The sequence below is a fragment of the Stenotrophomonas maltophilia genome (assembly GCF_023518235.1).
In the GTDB taxonomy this organism is placed as follows: Bacteria; Pseudomonadota; Gammaproteobacteria; order Xanthomonadales; family Xanthomonadaceae; genus Stenotrophomonas.
This window is the reverse complement of record NZ_CP090423.1, coordinates 391,241-410,234: the sequence shown is the minus strand read 5'-3', so window position 1 is coordinate 410,234 and position 18,994 is coordinate 391,241. Positions and strand designations below refer to the sequence as shown.

The window sequence follows — 18,994 nt, the reverse complement described above, 5'->3', positions numbered from 1 at the left end:
CGCGATCAGTTTTTGTCAGCACGCCTTACTCCGCGCACTCCACGCCGATCCATTCTTCATCGAACCATTCGTCCAGCGTCGCCAGGTCCTTGACCTTGCAATTGGTGCCGTAATCCGACCCTTCCATGTCGAACACCACCTCATAAAGGAGCTGCCCGTCCTCTTGGCGCTCCACGTTGACGGAGACGGTTTGGTCAGCCAACAGCTCGTCGTCTTCGCATCCCAGCTCTGCCGAATTGCGGTTCAGCAGGAAAGCCAGCAGCGCGTCTTCAACGGAAGGCTGGAACGCGGGATAGAGATAGCCCGCCGCGCCGGTCGAAAAGGTATACCCAGACAACTGGTCAAACAAAGTGCTGGCAGCGGCATGCGCAGCTTCGTGAGCTTCCTTGATGGTGATGGTGTCGTTTGTGATGAGCATCGCGTGGTTCATGGCGAGATCCTTGTTTGTCGGTTGGCACGATTGCCTTCCCATGTATCCAAGGTAGATCACCATAAAAATTTGTCCACGGTTTCGGTGGACAAAATCTTGACTAAAAGCAAAAACTGCGGAGCTAAGGCCGCAGTTATTCCTAACATCACTTCTCGCGCCGAAGGCGTCATCTGCTCTTTTCCCACCACCGCTTTTACAGAAGCCGGCGCGAAGCGACCGGCGGTGGCTCTGGGCTTTGTTCTTTGAAAAAAAAAAGGCCCCCTCGCGGGGGCCCCAAAGGACATGGACTGATCTTACAGGCTGGTGGAGCGCCAGAGCTTGCCTGCGATGCCACCCACGATCAGCGCCACGGGCATGAGCGCCGTCAGAGCCATCGGGGGCACGGAGGTGAAGAAGTTTCGCTCGCCCTCTTCCAGGCCCGGGTAGAGCAGGCCCACGGCAACGCTGACCAGCTGCAGGGCAACGACGAAGAGCAAGCCCACCAGGGCGCCCTTTCCAAAGCCACCTTTGCGCGGCGAAACCGGGAGCCCGCAGGCCCTTGCCGCGCGCACGCGGGCCGCGCGCCAGTTCAACACGTAGAGCAGGAGCAGCAAGAGCAGCACGGCTGCCCCACCAGCGGCCGCCAGGCCGGCCTCCCAGCCGTAGCCCATGTTCTCGCCGATCTCTTGGGCTCCGGCAAGAAACAGCAGGCCTGCACCACCGAGGATGACGGTGCCCGGTGCCAGCAAGCCCCACTGCATGTGACCGCCGGGGGTGTGGTGAGCGTTGTAAGACATGGGACCTCCTTGAAGTGGTGTTCCCTCAATGCATAGCGCGATTCCGCGCCTTGGCAAGGTCAGCCCTTCTTCTGGGCTCCGACCGGCACCCAGCCTGTGGGTTGCTTCTCAAAGATGAAGTCGTAAGCCGACGGCACGGGAACGGGATCGGGCTTCAACTGCTGCCCGCCCTGGAACCCGACCACGTCCAGCGTTCCACCGGTCACGCACGTGGCCCGCTGGGGACCACTGGAGGTGCAATCCGCGGTGAGGTCTTTCCAACCCCAAACCTCGATTCGTTGGCCCATTTCGCTGGAAAGGTTGGCGTTGGCATGCGCCTCGTAAGCGTGGGCGACTTGTTCGATGGTGGGCAAATCCGCCTTGCTGCTGCAGGCGGCCAAGCCTGCGGTGATCAGGGCGAGGGAAACGTGGGTTGCTTTCATGCCGGTGCTCCTTGCGTATGGGTTAAATCAACGTCGATGGTTTCGTCGCGGTATCCGAGCCGAACCCTCTCTATCGTCACGTCCATCTTCGGCACCGTGCCCTCCACCCAGACCCGGTTGACGGAGAACACCACCAGATCGTCTCGGTAGCTGCGACCTTGTCGCGCCAAGTTGGCGGCCTCTTGGGCGCCCACTCGGATGAGCAGGTGGAAGCGGCCGGCGTTGGGTGGGCTGGACACCCCCGTGGAGGTGCGGTGAACCCACGGCACAAAGCCCTTGCCGGTGACGCTTTGTCCCGCCGCGGACACCTGAGACATCGGGATGAATCCTTCCAGCACGCCACGGTCGGCCCGATAGGCGACATCGCCCAGGGCTTGGAACGTGGGACGAACGGCAAACCGTCGGATGGCCTTGAAGCGCTGCAGGCGCGCGTCGAAAGCCGGGCCATAACGGCGCTCGATGGCAGCCGGATCATCGCCTGAGATGCCGTTGGCGCCCTGGGCCTTCGTGTCCATCAGCCACCATTGCCTCAGGCACCATTGGCGCTTGTCGGCGTCGATGCGATAGGACGAATGGGCCATGGCGAGCAGCTGCATGTCGCAAGTGTCCACGCCGCCACCACCCACAGCCGTCACCCCGGCCCGCAGGTGCTGAGCCCCTTCCAAGACGTCCTGATCCAGGTCCCAGTAGGTCCCGGTCGGCTCGACGTAAGGGCTCCTTGCCCTATCACTGACCACCTTGGGCGTGCCTTGGATGGCTCGGCCGATCTGGCGAAGCAGATCCGATTCGGCCCGGGCCTGCTCAGCGGTGCACCAAAAGATTGCAACAGCCCCCGCTACGCACAGCATCTTCTTCATGCTCCTACCCCTGTCGGATGCACGTTCCTATTTGCCATTTTGGCAAATGCAAGCGATGCTTGGAAGCATCACACTGGCGGGCCGATCCATGCGTTCAGCTTCGACCGATGCCAGCCCCGCTTCCTGTGTCCACTACCTACGGCCGCCGCCTCCGTGAGGCTCGCCTGGCCCGAGGGCTGAGCCAGGCGGATCTCGGGGCGGTTTTGGGATTGGAAGACCAGAACTCTGCGGCACCGCGCATTTCTCGCTATGAGAGAGGGGAGCGCATGCCCGACGAAGCAACCATGGAACGCTTGGCCGAAGAACTGGGACTGCCAGTGGCCTATTTCCACGCCGCGTCCGACGTGCTGGCGGAAGTGATCTTGGTGGTCTCCCGGCTCCCACCCGAACGCCAGCGTGAATTGCTGGCGCGGGTGAGAACCTACGCGGAATCTTTAGAGCTTTCGGAACGGGAAACCAAGTCGTAGTCCTGTCCCCGCCAGGGGTCGATCAGGGCTGTTGGACGACTGCCCTTTACTTCTTACCGTAGATTTCCCAGAGTTCCTCGCCGACCTTCAGAGTGCCCTTTGCCCAATCTGGCAACAGGTCACCCAAAGCCTCACGGAAGCTTCCAGAAATTGAGTGCGTGGCGTCGCCCGCTCGCTTCCCTGGCCCAATCCACCGGCGAATCCATTCTTTCCTGCGGTTAGTCTCGCTAGGCGGAGAGGAGCCAACAGCTCTGAGAGCATGGCGCTGCAACGCGATAACAGCGTCTACCTCTGCATAAAGCGCCCTAGCGAGCTCTGGAGCATCTCGTCTGCCCTCCAGTGCAGTCACCATGGCGCGAATGAAGTTATCGGAAAGAAGTGCAATCTCGGTTGCCTCCACCCACACGTGCCCATAGCGCTGAACGTCGTCCGACCTAAGGTTCAGCCCAAGCCGCGACAACTGCACCCCGTTTCGAAAAAGTTCCTCAAGCTTTTCCTCCCAGCTCATTTCCTCAAGCGGTGTTGTGCTTGCTTCTTCGCTCATGACCGTCCTTTCCTTGGGTGGTGGATCGTTATACCAATCGGCCGGAGGCACGGGTAGCTTGAGCATCCCATCGCGTTAGGGCCGCTGCTTAAAGCGGAAGCCACGTCTCCACGCCGCAGCTAGCTCTCATGGCGGCGCTGAAGCGGCGAATTCTGCGACGTCCTTGGGTGTCAACGGCCAACAGCGCAATAATCGGTCCTATTGACACCGATTTTTACAAACCTCAAAATCGGTCCCGTTAAGACCATTTTCCGAGATGAGGCCATGCAGACAACAGTCACCACGTCGCGCGCAGCGGCAATCATAGGCATTGGATATGAGGGACTTCGGAGCTACCTAAAGCGAGGACTGCTGGGTAAAAGTGGACTGATGCCCCCATTGGTTTCGAAGGATTCGCCTGCCCCAGACCAGAGTGCGGTTCGCGCCTCTTGGAAGCGCTTTGGATTCACAGACCTCTGCCTCATGCGTTTGGCAAAACAGCTGGTGGACATGGGACTGAGCTTTGATCAGGCCAACTCCATCGTTTCGAACGAAGAAATGCGTGCGCTTTTCAGCGAAGGCAGTGCCACCACAGACGCCGTGGTCATGTGCTGGCCACCTTTTCAGGAATACATGGTCTTCGTGGGTGAGGAACGACGATACCTAGCCGATCACTTGGCACAGGCAAACGGAACTGCTCTTGTGATCGAACTGAAGGCTATTGCCCAGACCGTCACGTCGAAGCTCAAGGAAATCCGGAATGAGGGGGTTTCGGCTCTTTAAGGCGTATGGCCTGCGCTCTCCACCTGTTGTCCGTCAACGATTGTGACAGCAGCACGCGAACGAGTTCGCTGACGTGCATTCCCTCCCGGTCAGCCACCTGCTCCAACAGGTCTTTCAGCTCCTGTGGCACGCGAACGGCCATCTGCACGTAAGGTGGCCGGCTCACGTGGACAGCCTCGCCAGGGTGAGCACCCACGCCAGCACTAGCCCAGCCAGGATTTGGGCACGCAAGCGGTAACGCACACGAAGCGCCCCGCTGGCGTGCCGTGCATTGACCCAGAAGATGCCAGCCAGGCCCAACACGGTGGCCAGGAACGCTGCAGCCAGGACGGCGGCCAACACCGCGCCCACGGTGGTCATGCCAGCGCCCCTGCCATGGTGGCCAGGACGAACCACTGTCCAGCGATGAGGCCGTAGCCGATGAGCAATCCCTCCAAGCCCGCCCAGCGTTGGCCGGGGGTGCGCAGCAGCGCCGCGCTGTCGTTGAGCAAGGACCACCCGGAGAGGATGGACAGCCACTCAAAATCAATGGTCATAGCGGTCATAGATCGAGCCCTCCCCTCCAGCGGAATTGATGGTGGAGGGCAACATGACCTCCTCGTTTTTCACGCGTCCGAACACGCTGGCAAACACGTCCATCAGCGAGGTGCTTTGGGCCGCGTCCCGTTCGGCCTGGCGCGCATACTCGTCCAACCCAGACGGGACAACCTGGCGTGCGCCGTTGACGGCGCCGCGCAACCCGCTGGCGTTGGGCATGCTCGCCCCAAAGGTGCGGTTCCACGTGTCGGAAAACCGGTCCAAGCCGTCCATGCCCATAAACAGCAATCGCGCCAGCACCAGGACAACCACGGCGTTGACGACAAGCCGCGTCGTCAGTCTGAATCCAATGAACATCTTCCCCCCTTTCGTTTCGTTGGTCGGTGTCAGACGCACGCATCGCGAACGCCATACGTTTGGGATACACCGGCACGCGAAACCCACAAGGGGGTTATTTTGACTAAAGCTAAAAATTGGGAGAAAAGCCCAATCACGCTGCAGGCGCGGCTGCACTTGCCCGTCAGCCGGCGCTCGACTGGGGCATTGCGTTGAACGGTCCGAGTGACCAAATTGGCAGGGCTAAATCGGGCCCAAGTCTTTGACCACCGCCTGGCCAGGCTTCAAAAAGCCCAATAGCAACCGTCCGCCGGCGACGGTCCGCCCCATGCTGGCGTTGAGGTATCGAGCCTGGAGCTGCGCTGCCACCAGCAGGTCCTGGGTGGCCATGCTGGCGATCGCCGGGCTCACGGCCTGCTGCTGTACAGTTCAGACGCAGATGCATGGTTGTTCGATCAAGGCTTGCAAGCCAGTGGAGCTGGGGCTGAAGTTCATGGAAAGCTTGCCGATAAACCTGTAACAAGGTAAATGAGGCGAGAAGCCAAGCGAAGCGATGGCGCGTTTCAGATCGGGGGTTGCTTTGAGCGTTCGAGAAAATCGGCTTCGCTACGTCTTGACCGTAATAGGAGCCACGGCGGCGTGCGTCTTGGCGATGCTCGCGGTCGCCCAAGCCATCCTCTACGTGCGTGACAAGGAAGGGGCGGAGGCAGTGGCGGAAGCCGCGGTGACGCGCTCGGAGGCTTTATCCCTTGCAAGGCGCGTCGCGGCCGAACAAGCCTCTCGCATTGGACAGCCGCCTTGCTCCGCCACCGACATTGACTCACTGAAAGAGATCGCGTTCCGCTCCAGCTACATGAACGACATCGGTCGCATCCGAGACGGACGCCTTGTCTGCAGCGCTCTCTGGGGGCGCTCGCGCCCCTACACCCTCCCCGCCCCACGCTTCTCCAGCGGCGCTGTCCGGCTTTGGCACGCATCGGATCTCGTTGGCTCCCCCTACACCGGGTCCAATCTGATCGCCCAAGGCGACACATTCACCGTGTCCTCCCCGTCTGCCTTCGAGAGCTTGGACCCTGCGCGCAGCAGCTCCATCAGCATCGAAACGAAGGACCGATCGTTTACATTCCGCACCTTGTCCCCGACCAGCCGCGTCGGCACCCCGTCTCTCGTCCAAGCTCAACATTGCAGCCGGGTGGCCGACGTTTGCGCGTTCGTTACCAGCCCTAGGCACGTGGTGTCCGAACTGCCCTCGGCGTTGCTCACCACCATCCTGTCAGCGGGTGCCTCGGTAGGGCTTTTGCTCGCGTTCTTGCTGATCAAACACCAAATCACGGCTCGGCAAACCATCCAGCAACGGTTGGTGCTTGCACTGAAGCGCAGCGAGATCGAACTGGCCTACCAGCCACTGCGTCGAATTGGCACGCGGGAGCTCGTGGGATTTGAAGCGCTCAGCCGCTGGCGCCCGCCGGGAGACGATGAAATCCCGCCGGCCATCTTCGTGCCCATCGCCCACCGATTCGGCCTGAGTCCTGATCTTTTTCGATACGTGCTGGCCCGTGCCATGAATGATCTCGCCCCCGCGCTGAGGGAGCATAGGAACCTCTACGTAAGCATCAATGCCGAGCCCGTGGACATGGCCCAAGAGTGCGTCGTTCGCTACATCGGCAGCGTCACCAACGATTTTGGCGTGTTGCCAGAGCAAATTCGCATCGAGATCACCGAGCGGGAAGAACTCGTGTCCGCTGCCGCAAAGAGCAACATGCAGGCCCTCTCAGTTCTGGGATACCGGTTCTTGATCGACGACTTCGGGACCGGCAGCGCCAACTTCTCCCGCCTCGCCCAATCGCCGTTTCGAGGAATCAAGATCGATCGCATGTTCGTGGCCGCTATCAACGAGGACTCCCCCCTGCGGCCCGTTTTGCCAGGGATGTATCGCATCGCACGTGAGCTTGGGCTGGATGTCATCGCAGAAGGCGTCGAATCAGAGGCGCAAGATTTGCTGCTCTACCGGATTGCTCCAGAGGCTATTGGCCAAGGGTGGCACTATGGCTGCCCTCTCTCAACCAAAGACGCGCTTGCCGCCATCCAAGTTGGGTAGCCCTCGCGCACGGGTCGACCCGAGCGCGTTCACTGGCGCTTGACGTTCGCCCTAGCAAGATGTCCGTGCGTCCGATGGACGCGACAATCGTGAAAATCTCCGCTATGGCGCTGACCCCAGTTGGCGCCGCCGAACCCAACGGGGTGACTCCCCCTCCCCTAGGTGACGCCCCGGCAGTTCAGGGCATCGTCGTGATCGGCCCCCCTAGCAGGCGGCCTCTTTAGGGCAACGCGCGACACACACCCTCAGCAGTGGTCCGCAACCGACTGGCCGCCGGTCTGGCCTTTTGCTGGTTAACGAACTGGCTCAGCGCTTTCCAACAGCGCCGCTCGGTTACTTCCCTGTGCCTAAGGCTGTCGCCGTGCAGCCCGCCTCTTTATCATGCTCCTGCGACGGCAATAGAGGGATCGGACAGCGGTATCTGGCGTGCGGACTGCGCGGACGACCCCGTAGATGAATTCTTCAGAATCCAATTGTCTCATCTGGTTCCGGTGGGGTTGTCGCGGTGCATCATATGCATTCCGCTCTGTTCAGCTTTTTGTTCATCTTCATGCCCAACATTGGACGTTTCTTCATCGATCAGGTTGAGGGTGTGCGGCGGGCCGACGGCTCGCTCTTGCAGGTCACGCGGATCAGTTGCGCTTGTCTGGAATGCGGCCGCCAACTGCGATTGGTTCCAGGGCATGGCCTGCTGGACTTGGACGGCGCCGCCGTGCTCACTTGCCCGCTCTGTGACAACCGCTAGGCGGTGGCACGCGCGAGGTTGGAAAAGCTTTGCCCCCAACCTAACCACCCGCGCATGGCGAGTCTTGATTGAAGAGTGGACCGCTGTGTGCTGGCCCGAAAGGGCCGATTGACGGTGCAGTCAAGCGGAACGCTCACCGGTTTCCAACGCTTGAGCTTGGGGCCACCCTGCTGCCAGACCGCGATTCGGTGGCCAGCCAATGGAGGAGGGGTATGCACAAGGCTGAGACGGAGGCGTTGGTCAAGTTGGAGCTCCGCCTGAGCGAGTGCGAGAGGCGCCTGCCCAACGCTGAGGGCGAAACCAATGCCTTGGAGTATGCGGTCAGGGCTTTGGTGGCCAGTTCTGCCAATCCCACCGCGGTGCGCCTTGCATGGGCCCACCTGATGCCCATGATCGTCGACATCCATGTGCCTCCCCAGCCAACGCTCCAATGCGGACTTTCTGCTTGGCTTGCGTCATGGACTGAGGTCCGTGGCCGAGCAAATCGACGCTTTGCCCTGCCCCCTAGAGACCTCCCAGATCGAGAACGGTTGCTTGGCCCTTTGAGAGAATTGCTGCCAACAGACGACCGCCCGCTAATGGCCGCTCGCTGTCGCCGTTGAGGTAAGCGGCTTGCAAGCGTCCTGCTGCCATCAACTCCGCCCGTCCCATGCCTGCTGGCTGATTCCGCAAGGGCTCTCCTGGCGACGCCAAGCCTCCCACCAGCGCTTGGACCACGGCGGGACGGCCATCTTCGGACTTTGCATAAGCGGTGGCAACCATGCGCTGGGCGTGCGCCGACCAGCCGCCCAAAACCAACTCGGTGTGCATAGCGCTGATGGGTATGCCAGCGGCTGCCGCCGCGCTCACGTAGTTTGGCCAGAGGCGATCAATCACGCCGCCAAGCTCGCCGGACAGCCGCTCTATCGTGAAGTCTGCTCGAAAACTGGCTTGGAGACAGAGCTCGTAGATTCTTAGGAAGAACTGGGCCGACCCACGCGTGGCCAAGACGGCGTTGTGCTGAGGCAGCAGAAGCAACTTGGCGCCCTCTGAGTGCGCCCCGGTTTGAGCATCTTGCGCAAGGGTATCGACGGTCACAGCCAAGTGATCGGCACTCAGCAACACGTTCAAAATGCTCATCTGCCGTCCTTGGGATCCATTCCGTCGATTGAACCTTCCAACGCCAATTCAGCCATAGGGGTTGTTGAGAATCTCAGACGCAATCCGCTCTCCCGCGTCCAACGCATGGAGGCACGACGACGCTTTGATGCTCAAATCCGAGCGCCCTCCCACGCCGTGGACCTCGACAGCGAGAAGAACCCAACGGCTTTCACTGAGCCGCCAGATCTCGGAGGTGTAAACGTGCTCTCCCACCGACAAGGTGACCCGTTCTAAATCTTTGCCCGGCTTGGAAGTACCCATGGCCCTCGAACCCTGACTGTTCAAAAGCAGTGTGCACGCGAACGCCGCTGGCCTCAACTGATCGCCTTCCTGCGACGCGGGGAGTCACACTCAAGCGAAATGCCCCCCGATGGATCAGACCCAGTCCTCATTGGATGCCGGCGATGTGACCGTGACCTGCCCAACCTGGGGTGGCCGTCATGGCGTTGAAAGGGCGGGACATAGTGAGGGGGCCGCGCCCACCGCGTTCGGGGCATCTCCGGCCGACTCCACCGCTGAAATGGGCCCGATCTGCAGCAGAGCCAAGGCCGCCAAGCACGCCTGCCGACTGGCGAACGTCTCCCGGGGAGCCATCAAAACATGCCCGCGTGGCGCCACCAGCCGCCAGCGCCAACCTTCCGCCCCGGTGATCCCGGCCCAAAATCCCACCCGGTGGTATACCTCAACGTACATAGCTGCCTTGCGTGATCAATCTGCGATGCTAGCGCGATCGAACCGAGCTCGGCCTATCTTCCGGCCGGGCGTTTAACTCGTCTTTTGAACAACGCGCTCAGGCGTGCGTCGCTAGAGCCTGCTCCGGCCCCGGGACGCCCCGGCTCACAGGCTCATCCAGCAGGTTTGAGCCCCCAGGACGTCCGGGAAGAGACCGCAACAATTGACTCACCCTGTGGACGCTTCCTCCCCTACCCCCCTCCGCACCCAGCACGTAGAGAACCCGCCCCTCAAACTGGGCGGATACCAGCTCAAGCCCCTCCACGTCTGCCAACTTCTTCGTCAGAAGAGCTCGCCACGACGCGGGCGGTTCGGATTCAAATTCGACGATCACCGCGGTATCACCGCACTCCAGCGGCATGATTTCGACGCGAAGGGCGTGGGGCGACGCTGCCGGCAAATCGGGGGCGGATCGGGCCATAGTGGGAGTGTCCAGGCGGGAGGGGTGGGGATTGAGTATCCAGCCCTCGCGGCAAAACCGCGTCAAGGCGCGACGGCGCCCTCGCCTTCCCGTGATTGCCGTCATCACAGGGATGCACCAGCGCTTTACTCCCAGTCCTGCATGATTCCTCGAATTTTTGATCAACCAGGTTTGCTATGACTGCCTCTCGTACCCTCGCATCCTTCTTGTAGAGCACGACGTCGCCATCCGCGAATCGATGCAGGACGTTCTCAAAGACAGCGGCTATGACATCACTGCGGTCGGAGACGCTGAAGCGGCTGTGGAGCGCTTGGCGCAGCAACCCGCCTTCGATCTCCTCATCTCCGACGTGGGCCTGCCGGGGATGAACGGGCACGATCTCGCCAAGCACGCCATGGCACGCCACCCTTCCGTGACGGTCCTGCTGGTCACCGGTCACGGGGGCGTTCCCGGCGCAGACCCACACTTCCTCGAAAACGACGTTATGCTGCTCAAGGAGCTTTCACGCTGCTGGAGTTGCTGGGAACGGTTCGTTCGACGCTTTGACGGCTTCCAGCAACAACTCGGTCACTCTTCTTTCCAACTCCCCCGCGGCGAACGGCTTGGTGAGTATCTCCATGCCAGACTCAAGCTGGCCGGCTCCTACCGCGACGCTTGCTGCATAGCCGGTGATGAATAACACCGGCGTGTCGGACGGCGCTGCCGGCCCGCGTCCGCCACCTGCCGCCCATTGAGCGAGCCCGTCAGGCCCACGTCCGTAATCAGCAAATCAAAGTGCTTTTCGCTGGCATGCACAGTGAGGGCGTCGCTGCCGTTTGCAGCCGCCTTCACGCGGTGGCCCAAACTGCTCAGCACCTCTTTCACCAGCGTGCGCATGGCGGTCTCGTCTTCTACCAGAAGGACCGAGCGACCAGGCGACGTGGCTGGGGGAAGCGCGGGCGTTTCCTGGATTCGGTCATCGGTATCAGCCGTGCTTTGCGGCAAATAAAGGTGCATCGTGGTTCCCACCCCAGGGATGGAGTCAACCGCCACCTGACCGCCGGATTGGCGCGTGAATACGTAGATCGGCAAGCCCCACCCCGTGCCCTACCCGATCGGCTTGGTCGTGAAGAAGGGCTCGAACACCTTTTCAACAACGCTCGCGTCCATGCCGGTTCCCGTGTCTCGGACCGACAAGCGAACATAGGGTCCAGGCGTCAGCACCAAACGCTCCGCCAGTCCGCCATCGACGTGTGAGAGCTCGGCCTCAATCGAGATGCGCCCTCCATCCGGCGTCGCATCGCGCTCGTTGATGCAAAGGTTGAGAAGGGCGTTTTCCAGCTGCGGAGCATCCACCCGCACGACGTCCTCCACTTGATCCGACCGCGTCTCGATCTCAATGGAGGGCCCGATGGAGCGGGCCAGGATGTGGAGCGTCCTGTTCACCATGGCCGACACGTGGATGGCCGACGGTGCCAACGTCTGCCGGCGAAAGAACGCCAACAGTCGTTGGGTTAACGCTGCAGCTCGGTCGGCCCCCGTTCGAGCCATCTCCACGTAGCGACCCAGGTCCTCCAAACGGCCTTGGCCAACGCGCATCTCCAACAGCTCCAAGCCCATGGAGACCCCGGTGAGCATGTTGTTGAAGTCGTGGGCAATGCCGCTGGCCAGTTGGCCGGGGGACTCCATCTTCTGGCCCTGTCTCAGCCGTTCCTCCATCGCCATCAGTTCGTCAGTGCCGGCCTGCACCCGCTCTTCAAGCGTTGCGGTCAACTGCTGCAAACGCTCTTGAGCCACGCGGCGATCGGTGATGCCGGAGGCTGCACCGAACCACTCGCTCACGTTGCCTTCGCTGTCCATCAACGGGACTGCCCGCAACTGTATCCAGCGGACGGAGCCGTCTGGCAACAAGGCGCGGTGTTCTACCTCCAACGGCGACGCCAACTCCGCGGCATGAGCAATGGCCAATTCCACCGCGGGCCTGTCCTCGGGGTGGATCAGCTGTTGACGCCAGTTGCCCCCAGTGGCCTTGAGCTCGGCCATGTCCCCTTGGCGATAAATCTGCTCCTGCTGCCAATCGGGGGAGATTGAGTAACGCGACTGGGTGGCCGCGGCCACAAATGCCCCCAGGGGCCGCTCGCTTGCGCCTAGGATTGGCACAATTGGCGCAATGGAAGCGTGCTGGCCTTGCGTTGAGCCTTTCCATCAACCTCTCCGCTCGGAATGTCGCGCGGCAAGGAATGGCCGATGAACTCGTGGCCAAAATCCACGCGCAGGGGTTGGATTGCCAGGACGTGGAGGTCGAGATCACCGAGGGAGAATGGCTGCGGGTCAACTCGCTGCCGGGCGAGCAACTCAAGCGGATGGCCTCGTCAGGCATTCGGCTCGGGGTGGATGACTTCGGCAGCGGCTACAGCAATTTCGGGTACCTGACCGAGTTGCCCATTCACACGCTCAAGCTCGACAAGTCGCTGATAGACGATATTTCCGAAGACCAACGCGCATTGCTCAAGGTCCAAGCGATCGTCGGTCTGGCCCATGATCTGGGCTACTCGACCGTCGCTGAAGGAGCCGAGACGAACGGTCAGGTCGCCAAGCTCCAAGGCCTTGGGTGTGACGAAATTCAAGGTTTCGCGCTTTCCAGACCCATCAGCGCCATTGAGTTGGCCGAGCTCCTTGCGCCCTGACCCGAGGGAGTTTGATACTCGGTCTTCCAGCCGACGAACCGTCCCGGATGGAAGCACGCGGAAGGATCCTGCAGCGTGCGTATCGCTTTCAGGAAGTCTGCGAGATCGCTGAGGCCGCTGACTGCCTCTGGCCTATTTCAGGACCCTACCCGTGGCTAATACCGGCTTTTATTTTGCTTCGCTTTGTCAATGGAGAACTGACCTCCGACGGCGCTCTGGCGCGTCTGCATGCTGTTGAGGCCACTTGTAGCAGCTGTGGTCTCACCTCGCTGCTAGCACCGGGCGAGGGCCTGACGGACTTGGAAGGCGCCGGTGTGATGGTGTGCCCACACTGCCAGAACCACCAAGCGGTGAGCCGGATGAGGTTGGAAGAGTTCATGAAGCGAATGGCCGGCACGAACGCTACAGCCACCGCTAACCCATCGTCTTCGGACGACGGGCAGGTCTTGTCAGAGTGAGGCCCTTGGCCTGCCAATCTGAACGCCTCGGATTTCTTAGGGCATGAATTGCCACGGTGGACACATTAAGGGCATGATGCGATCGCCCTTTGGTCTTTGCCCACAGAAACCATGACCGTTCCCCTGCCTTATGATCCATTTCTGCAGGCCTCATCAGAGCCATTGCTGGAGCTGGTGATTGTGCGTGTGGGCTGCGATTTGTTCGGTGTGGATGTCGAGTCGGCCGTGGAAATACGCGGACCAGAGACGCTGACCCGAACCCGGGACCGCCAGTTTGTAGTCTCGATCAGAGGGCAAGACGTCCCTGTGGTTGATCTGGGCTTGATCACCGGAGGCGATGCAGTCGGGACGGGTTGTCCAGCAATGCTGTTGGTTCAATCCGCGGTTCAGCTGTTCGCCCTTGCAGTGGACGAAGTCTTGGTCATCGAGAGCCTGTCTGCCTGGCGTGCCGAGCCTGCCGCTCACAGCGACCGATTCGCTGAGCTCTGCCCGCAGGGCGTGCAGCTGGGAAACGGCAAACGCGTCGCCGTCATTGACCCTGGTCGTGCCCTATCCATTCAGCAACGGCTGGAGATCGATTCAGGTTGATTGCCCAATGCTGCACGGTGCTGCCGCTTTCAGTTGCAACCGATTCGCGCGCGTTCCAAGTTCCACGCTTTGCGGTAATCTCTGGCTGACACCGCGATTCCGTGCATGAGGCGCTCGATGGAGAAATTCGACGGAGCAACGTGGTTCCCACTGGACAGGTTTGAAGTCGGCATTGACGCCGAAACAGCAGTGGTTGCACTCGGGCTTTACCAAGTTCGCAACGCGGCCGGTGACTCGACCATGTGCGGCTCGACGATGACTCCGACGCAAGCGGAGCGAACTGGCAATGCCCTTTTGATCGCCGCCAACCGTGCTCGCCTGACGATCCCGGGCTCAAGCAGCAGCCACTGATCCTCTTCTGTGTTGATGTGCCTGCTCGCGGAGGGCTTGGTGAACGACGAGGTCAGGGACGCATTTTTGCGTCTTCAAGAAGCAATGAATCGCATGCATATACGTGTTGCGGCGCTGGAAGCGGCCACAGTGCTCCTGCTTCGCACGAACGCCGGCAACGCCAACGTCGCAGACGAGTTTGAGCGCAGCATTCGGCACTACCTCCAAGGGATGGACCAGCACCGGGACCATGTCTTCGCGTTCGAGGAGATCGTCGAGCCATGGCTGGGCATCCTGAGGGAACCATTGGCTGGCATTCCCCCGTCTCCGAGCCGCTGAACTGCCAAAGCGGAGCGGCCATCGGGCGGCCGTAACCTCGGCCAATGCCATTGCCGCCTCGCCGCCTCACGGCGCAAGGCGCCGAGCTTTCGGCGCGCTTGCGGGTCTGAGGCCGCCATCCAGGCGGCCTCACCCACGGTGACTTCAGCGGCAACTTCGGTCAACCATGCCCTGCGAGCGACCATGCGTTCGCACTGGCCTTGGAAGGGCGGTTAGAACTCCTGCCAGTGCGCTGCGTCCGCAGATACCTGCCGTGCGGGACGAGCTGGCAATGCCTTCGGCGGGGTTGGCTTGCCCGCGTAGGCGGTTTGAGAAAGGCGGGAGCCGTCCACAGCACCTGGCTTGGTCAAGCTTGCACTGGCCGTGGCTGGCGTCTTTCCCTGCGCGCGTTCATTCACCTTGAAGACCGCGACGGCGGTTGCCAGCTGTACCGACTGGTCTTCCATGGATCGGGCAGCGGCGGTCGCTTCTTCCACCAACGCGGCGTTCTGCTGGGTCGTTTCGTCCATCTGAGAAACAGCCTGGTTCACTTGCTCGATGCCCGACGCCTGCTCCTGAGAGGCGGCAGATATCTCACCAATGACGTTGGACACGCGCTCAACCGAGCTGACAATCTCAGACATCGTCTGGCCAGCCTGGTCAACCAGCGCCGATCCTTGAGCGACCTTGGCCACAGAGTCCTCGATTAGCCCCTTGATCTCCTTGGCTGCAGAGGCAGAGCACTGTGCCAACGTGCGCACCTCGGAGGCCACCACGGCGAACCCTCGACCCTGGTCCCCGGCTCGAGCCGCCTCCACGGCCGCATTGAGTGCGAGGATGTTGGTCTGGAAAGCAATGCCATCGATCACGGAGATGATGTCCCCGATGCGGCGCGACGAGGCTTCGATACCCCCCATCGTCTCCACTACTTTCCCGACCACTCCACCGCCCTGCCCGGCCACGCGCGAGGCCCCACTCTGGCCAACTCGCTGGCCTGGCGTGCATGCTCGGCGTTTTGGCGCACGGTGGAGGTAAGCTCCTCCATGGACGCCGCCGTCTCTTCCAAGTTGGCCGCTTGTTGTTCGGTGCGTCGCGACAAGTCGCCATTGCCCGCGGCAATTTCCGTCGACGCGGTATTGATTGCCGTGGATGCCTGCTGGATGCGGGAGACGATATCGGTCAGCTGAGCCACGGTCGCGTTAGCGTCTTCGCTCATCGTCGCAAAGACGCCGCGGAAGTCGCCTTCCATGCGGTGGGTCAAGTCGCCAGAGGCAATGGCCTGAAGCAAGGTGGAGACGGCGCTGAGGCTGTGGTCAGCTGTCTCCATCAGACGGTTGAGGTCCGAAACCATCAATTCAAAGTCGTGCTGGAACGCAGACGTGTTACCGCGGGCGGAGAAGTCGCCGTCGGCAGCCGACACTGCCAACCGCTTGATCTCCGTGTTGATCGCCAGCAGACTTGCTTTGGCAGCGTCCATCGATTCGTGGAGCACGCCCGGGAGCCGGGCAGGCGTCGCGCGTCACGCCGCAGGTCACCGGCCGCATACTCGTTGAGCACTTGGATGGCATCCAGGATGGCCTCAAGGTGCTCGAACACCATTGTGTTCATGCCCTTGGCCAGCTCGCCGTAGACACCGGGCAGGTCCTCCGGAATCCGGTGCGAGATGTCTTCGGCCTCGTGAAGCTTGACCATGACCTTGGTGTCGTTCGAAAAACGCTCCAAGGTGGCAACCATTTGACGGAGGGAGAGCAGCATCTGGCGCGCCTCATCGCGGCTCTGGTAGTCGGTTCGCACGTTGAGGTCGCCATTGGCCACGCTGCGGATAGCGGGCAACGCCTCACCAATGGGCCGGGTGACCGAACGGCTGATCGCCCACCCCAGCACGCTTGCGACCAAGTACAGCACCGCCAAGACCAAGCCTGTGATCGACATCAGGTTGTTGAGGCTTGCTGCGTTGGTTGCGAGTTCAGCCTTCATGCCGCGAAGGTTGTATTCGCTGACTTTCTCCATGGCGTCGAACAGCGCCACGCGCTTTGCCCTGGATTCTGTCACCGAGATCGTCTGCGCGGCCTCGGCATCGCCAGCGAGGAGCGCAGCGTGAAGCTGATCGTGGATGACAAAGTAATCGCTCAACGCAGCGCTGACCGGCTTGAACAACGCGGCATCTTCGCCATCGGCGAAGGACCGCAGGTATTGCTTCACCAGCTCGTTGATCTTGGCCTTGCCCGCCACGATCCGCTGTTCGTATTGCTTGACGGCCTCAGCGGAAGTGGCTTCGCTGACCTGGGAGGTTTCGTAGATGCGGAGATCGCCGAACTGCGCACGCATCTCTCCGATGGCATAGCTGCCAGGCGCCCAGACGGACTCAATCCTGGACAACTCCTGCTTCGAATGTGACGCGCGGACAATAGTGAAGATGCCCAACGCCAAGGTCATGCTGGTCGTTATGGCGAATGCCAGCATCAGTTTTTTGGAGATGCTTCCGACGTGGCTTCTTCGGCGCACAGGAAGAACACGGCGTCGCCGTGGCTTGAAGCACTCAACGCGCTATGAATGGAGATAAGCGCGGCGAAAGGAGACCTGACGAAGGCCTCCTGGTAACTGTGGCCTTTGATCTCGCTCGCCGTGGCCAACAGCGCGCTTGGCCTGCTCCGCTCGATCAGAAAGCGGCCGATTGCTGGAGTCGGGAAATCCAATGGCGAACGACGTATTCAGGAGCCAGTTCTTGAACGCTGTCTGCAGGACAACGATCTGGTCGCCGTCTTGAAAGTGACGGTGCTGAACGACAGTGCTTCTGATGATGCAAGTAGCGCGCATTGATGGGCAGCAGCGACGTTCGCTTCCAGCGTATCCACTGTAAAGAGGAAGGCTTGCGGTCCAATGCACTCCAAAGGGCGGATGCATGTTGCCAGTCAGCTAGCGCACGTGCGCGCCTGCCGGTTCGCCTCTGCAATCTTTGCCAAGCGCCTCGATCCAGGAAGCGATCTGTTTGACGCCGTAGGGCTTGGACAAAACACCCCGATCCCGGTGCCGGCTGATCACATCGTTCGGATGAAGCGTGGAGGTAAAGAAGACAGCGATGCCATCGCGCCGAAGTTCGTCTGCCAACTTGTATGCACTGCGCCGGGCGTCAGGGCTGGCGGGCACATCCAGAATGACGACGTCGACGTGCCCCGCTTGCGCTGCGCGCAAGGCTCCTGAGCTGAATTCCAAGCATTCGACGTCATAGCCGAGCTCTCTTAGTTCGACTCCAACCACCTCACAGATGGAGGTTTCAATGTCCACGAAGAGAACGTTCATGTGGATTGCCGTTCCACAAGGTCGGGTCAAATTTTCCACACGGTCAGCAGCTGGTTCAAGCTAGTTGGGACGACTTCTGCTTTCGGCAGACGGAATCTGCTCAGCTTTGCCAACGCTTCATCGGGAGCGCGAGAGGAGCTCCCAGCATCCTTCCGCCGGGTGACAGACCAGTCGCCACGATGTTCATTTCGCCTCCCCTTCGCTGAGTGGTTTCGAGAGGGGCCCCACGTAGACTGAGGCAGACGGCCCTCCCGTGAAGCGCACAAGGAGATCCATCGCCGTTGCATTCATTGCGTCCGCATCGCCCCGCTGAGAGAAGCTGGCCCAGTCTGCCATCGCGATGCTCTGCAGCTGGCCCTCCTTGGCCAAAAACAGCCGCATAGGCCACCGCGGCAGCCGACGTTGCGAGACACGCCCGCGTGCCAACTCGATGAAGTTCAGGTGGCTGCGCGCTTCGGATGCCCTGGCGTAGGCAACGCGAAGGCCATCCGGTGGACCCTCCAGGTAGGACAGGAACCGGGCCCCGTCGTACAAGGTCACCCCGGTCACGCCGGCCTGTCTGTTGAACCGCTCCGCGTCGGCTATCAACTCAACCAGCCGCCCAAGGCTAAGGTAGGGGCTGGCCTCACTCACAAAAACCACCGCACGGTTTGGCATGACACGCTCCTAAGATTGCTTCAGACCCAACAACCTGACGGGTCGGGAAGAGCAACAAGTGCTACACGGCAACCTTTGATTTTGCCTTCCAGGCGCCTGTTTCCAGATCCTTCCGCAGCACCCAGTCCTTCGCCGGAATCTTTGCCCCACGGGCGGTCAGGTAGTCCGGCATGAATAGCATGATCTCCCCCCCTTGAATCAGACAGCTGGTCGAGAGGACCACGCCGTCACTGAGCTCGACCAAGCAGGTGGCTCTCTCGCCCAGTTCAGCCTGCTCGCCTGTCAGGGACGCGGTGGCCCCTGGGTAGATGTGGCTGTGAGTAAATTCCAACCGCATGGCATGCCCCTGTCGAATGCCTCAAATTCATGACTCCCCTGCTTCCACTGTGCAACGTGAATCGGGCGGCCTA

26 protein-coding genes and 1 pseudogene are annotated in these 18,994 nt (G+C 61.2%); 9 read left to right on the top strand and 18 right to left on the bottom strand.

The genetic code is table 11. From position 1 onward, the window contains the following. Positions 1–25: 25 nt before the first annotated feature. The 4 genes from LZ605_RS02140 to LZ605_RS02125 form a co-directional block, all read right to left on the bottom strand. The gene (locus LZ605_RS02140; RefSeq protein WP_088475618.1) at positions 26–430 is read right to left on the bottom strand and encodes a hypothetical protein; all 405 of its coding nucleotides are present in this window, start codon (positions 428–430) and stop codon (positions 26–28) included. A gap of 293 nt (positions 431–723) precedes the next feature. Beyond that, positions 724–1,206, bottom strand: a complete 483-nt coding sequence (locus LZ605_RS02135; RefSeq protein WP_049400428.1) for a hypothetical protein — start codon at positions 1,204–1,206, stop codon at positions 724–726. 59 nt (positions 1,207–1,265) lie between these two features. Continuing rightward, positions 1,266–1,628 carry a hypothetical protein gene (locus tag LZ605_RS02130; RefSeq protein WP_046272117.1) on the bottom strand — a complete coding sequence of 121 codons (363 nt, stop codon included), beginning with the start codon at positions 1,626–1,628 and terminating at the stop codon, positions 1,266–1,268. Beyond that, on the bottom strand, positions 1,625–2,485 hold the full coding sequence (locus LZ605_RS02125; RefSeq protein WP_046272118.1) for a hypothetical protein: 861 nt from the start codon (positions 2,483–2,485) through the stop codon (positions 1,625–1,627). Before LZ605_RS02125 ends, LZ605_RS02130 begins: the two co-directional genes overlap by 4 nt. 17 nt (positions 2,486–2,502) lie before the next feature. On the opposite strand from LZ605_RS02125, the gene LZ605_RS02120 reads away from it, so the two are divergent. Then, positions 2,503–2,952 carry a helix-turn-helix domain-containing protein gene (locus LZ605_RS02120; protein WP_306803804.1) on the top strand — a complete coding sequence of 150 codons (450 nt, stop codon included), beginning with the start codon at positions 2,503–2,505 and terminating at the stop codon, positions 2,950–2,952. 46 nt (positions 2,953–2,998) lie between these two features. Here the strand turns inward: LZ605_RS02120 and LZ605_RS02115 are convergent, their stop codons facing one another. Continuing rightward, positions 2,999–3,496, bottom strand: coding sequence for a hypothetical protein (locus LZ605_RS02115; RefSeq protein ID WP_046272120.1), 498 nt, complete (start codon positions 3,494–3,496; stop codon positions 2,999–3,001). Positions 3,497–3,760: 264 nt separating this feature from the next. Between LZ605_RS02115 and LZ605_RS02110 the strand changes: the two genes are divergently transcribed. Further along, positions 3,761–4,258, top strand: a complete 498-nt coding sequence (locus tag LZ605_RS02110; protein ID WP_141098879.1) for a hypothetical protein — start codon at positions 3,761–3,763, stop codon at positions 4,256–4,258. Positions 4,259–4,420: 162 nt separating this feature from the next. Here LZ605_RS02110 and LZ605_RS02105 read toward each other — a convergent pair whose 3' ends face one another. From LZ605_RS02105 to LZ605_RS02090, 4 genes are all read right to left on the bottom strand, one after another. Further along, positions 4,421–4,618 (bottom strand): hypothetical protein, encoded by a 198-nt coding sequence (locus LZ605_RS02105; protein WP_046272122.1) that lies wholly within the window; start codon positions 4,616–4,618, stop codon positions 4,421–4,423. Next, positions 4,615–4,803 carry a hypothetical protein gene (locus tag LZ605_RS02100; protein WP_152663647.1) on the bottom strand — a complete coding sequence of 63 codons (189 nt, stop codon included), beginning with the start codon at positions 4,801–4,803 and terminating at the stop codon, positions 4,615–4,617. The genes LZ605_RS02105 and LZ605_RS02100 overlap by 4 nt, the downstream gene beginning before the upstream one ends. Continuing rightward, the gene (locus LZ605_RS02095) at positions 4,784–5,152 is read right to left on the bottom strand and encodes a hypothetical protein (RefSeq protein WP_046272124.1); all 369 of its coding nucleotides are present in this window, start codon (positions 5,150–5,152) and stop codon (positions 4,784–4,786) included. Before LZ605_RS02095 ends, LZ605_RS02100 begins: the two co-directional genes overlap by 20 nt. A gap of 222 nt (positions 5,153–5,374) precedes the next feature. Then, on the bottom strand, positions 5,375–5,542 hold the full coding sequence (locus tag LZ605_RS02090; RefSeq protein WP_153643641.1) for a hypothetical protein: 168 nt from the start codon (positions 5,540–5,542) through the stop codon (positions 5,375–5,377). Between the two features lie 241 nt (positions 5,543–5,783). Between LZ605_RS02090 and LZ605_RS02085 the strand changes: the two genes are divergently transcribed. Continuing rightward, positions 5,784–7,229 (top strand): EAL domain-containing protein, encoded by a 1,446-nt coding sequence (locus tag LZ605_RS02085; RefSeq protein WP_046272226.1) that lies wholly within the window; start codon positions 5,784–5,786, stop codon positions 7,227–7,229. Positions 7,230–7,707: 478 nt separating this feature from the next. Here the strand turns inward: LZ605_RS02085 and LZ605_RS02080 are convergent, their stop codons facing one another. From LZ605_RS02080 to LZ605_RS02070, 3 genes are all read right to left on the bottom strand, one after another. Beyond that, positions 7,708–7,914, bottom strand: a complete 207-nt coding sequence (locus LZ605_RS02080; protein ID WP_153643642.1) for a hypothetical protein — start codon at positions 7,912–7,914, stop codon at positions 7,708–7,710. Positions 7,915–8,478: 564 nt separating this feature from the next. Then, on the bottom strand, positions 8,479–9,093 hold the full coding sequence (locus LZ605_RS02075; RefSeq protein WP_032971128.1) for a hypothetical protein: 615 nt from the start codon (positions 9,091–9,093) through the stop codon (positions 8,479–8,481). A gap of 48 nt (positions 9,094–9,141) precedes the next feature. Next, positions 9,142–9,375, bottom strand: coding sequence for a hypothetical protein (locus LZ605_RS02070; RefSeq protein WP_106468504.1), 234 nt, complete (start codon positions 9,373–9,375; stop codon positions 9,142–9,144). Between the two features lie 1,049 nt (positions 9,376–10,424). On the opposite strand from LZ605_RS02070, the gene LZ605_RS02065 reads away from it, so the two are divergent. Next, on the top strand, positions 10,425–10,946 hold the full coding sequence (locus LZ605_RS02065) for a response regulator (RefSeq protein ID WP_050559897.1): 522 nt from the start codon (positions 10,425–10,427) through the stop codon (positions 10,944–10,946). Here the strand turns inward: LZ605_RS02065 and LZ605_RS02060 are convergent. Both LZ605_RS02060 and LZ605_RS02055 read right to left on the bottom strand, forming a co-directional pair. Further along, positions 10,910–11,338: a response regulator gene (locus LZ605_RS02060; RefSeq protein ID WP_065427813.1), complete on the bottom strand. Its 429-nt coding sequence runs from the start codon at positions 11,336–11,338 to the stop codon at positions 10,910–10,912. The two genes, LZ605_RS02065 and LZ605_RS02060, sit on opposite strands and share 37 nt — an antisense overlap. Positions 11,339–11,353: 15 nt before the next feature. Beyond that, positions 11,354–12,289, bottom strand: coding sequence for a sensor histidine kinase (locus tag LZ605_RS02055; RefSeq protein ID WP_139338728.1), 936 nt, complete (start codon positions 12,287–12,289; stop codon positions 11,354–11,356). 119 nt (positions 12,290–12,408) lie between these two features. Between LZ605_RS02055 and LZ605_RS02050 the strand changes: the two genes are divergently transcribed. The 4 genes from LZ605_RS02050 to LZ605_RS02035 all read left to right on the top strand — a co-directional run bounded on the left by LZ605_RS02050 (position 12,409) and on the right by LZ605_RS02035 (position 14,648). Continuing rightward, the gene (locus LZ605_RS02050) at positions 12,409–12,933 is read left to right on the top strand and encodes an EAL domain-containing protein (protein ID WP_032971133.1); all 525 of its coding nucleotides are present in this window, start codon (positions 12,409–12,411) and stop codon (positions 12,931–12,933) included. A gap of 569 nt (positions 12,934–13,502) precedes the next feature. Continuing rightward, positions 13,503–13,979, top strand: coding sequence for a chemotaxis protein CheW (locus tag LZ605_RS02045; protein WP_046272126.1), 477 nt, complete (start codon positions 13,503–13,505; stop codon positions 13,977–13,979). 117 nt (positions 13,980–14,096) lie between these two features. Then, a complete protein-coding gene (locus LZ605_RS02040; RefSeq protein WP_032971135.1) occupies positions 14,097–14,330 on the top strand; it encodes a hypothetical protein in 234 nt (77 codons plus the stop codon). A 39-nt stretch (positions 14,331–14,369) separates the two neighbouring features. Beyond that, entirely contained in the window at positions 14,370–14,648 is a 279-nt protein-coding gene (locus LZ605_RS02035; RefSeq protein WP_125892001.1) for a hypothetical protein, read from the top strand. A 212-nt stretch (positions 14,649–14,860) separates the two neighbouring features. Here the strand turns inward: LZ605_RS02035 and LZ605_RS23065 are convergent. Beyond that, positions 14,861–17,090 (bottom strand): annotated as a pseudogene (locus LZ605_RS23065) (methyl-accepting chemotaxis protein). A 147-nt stretch (positions 17,091–17,237) separates the two neighbouring features. On the opposite strand from LZ605_RS23065, the gene LZ605_RS02020 reads away from it, so the two are divergent. Continuing rightward, positions 17,238–17,447: a hypothetical protein gene (locus LZ605_RS02020; RefSeq protein WP_139338727.1), complete on the top strand. Its 210-nt coding sequence runs from the start codon at positions 17,238–17,240 to the stop codon at positions 17,445–17,447. Between the two features lie 96 nt (positions 17,448–17,543). On the opposite strand, the gene LZ605_RS02015 is transcribed toward LZ605_RS02020, so the two are convergent. The 3 genes from LZ605_RS02015 to LZ605_RS02005 all read right to left on the bottom strand — a co-directional run bounded on the left by LZ605_RS02015 (position 17,544) and on the right by LZ605_RS02005 (position 18,921). Next, positions 17,544–17,927 (bottom strand): response regulator, encoded by a 384-nt coding sequence (locus LZ605_RS02015; RefSeq protein WP_032971140.1) that lies wholly within the window; start codon positions 17,925–17,927, stop codon positions 17,544–17,546. 183 nt (positions 17,928–18,110) lie between these two features. Then, positions 18,111–18,584 (bottom strand): BLUF domain-containing protein, encoded by a 474-nt coding sequence (locus LZ605_RS02010; RefSeq protein WP_006375647.1) that lies wholly within the window; start codon positions 18,582–18,584, stop codon positions 18,111–18,113. Positions 18,585–18,645: 61 nt separating this feature from the next. Further along, on the bottom strand, positions 18,646–18,921 hold the full coding sequence (locus LZ605_RS02005; protein ID WP_032971143.1) for a hypothetical protein: 276 nt from the start codon (positions 18,919–18,921) through the stop codon (positions 18,646–18,648). Between the last annotated feature and the right edge of the window lie 73 nt (positions 18,922–18,994).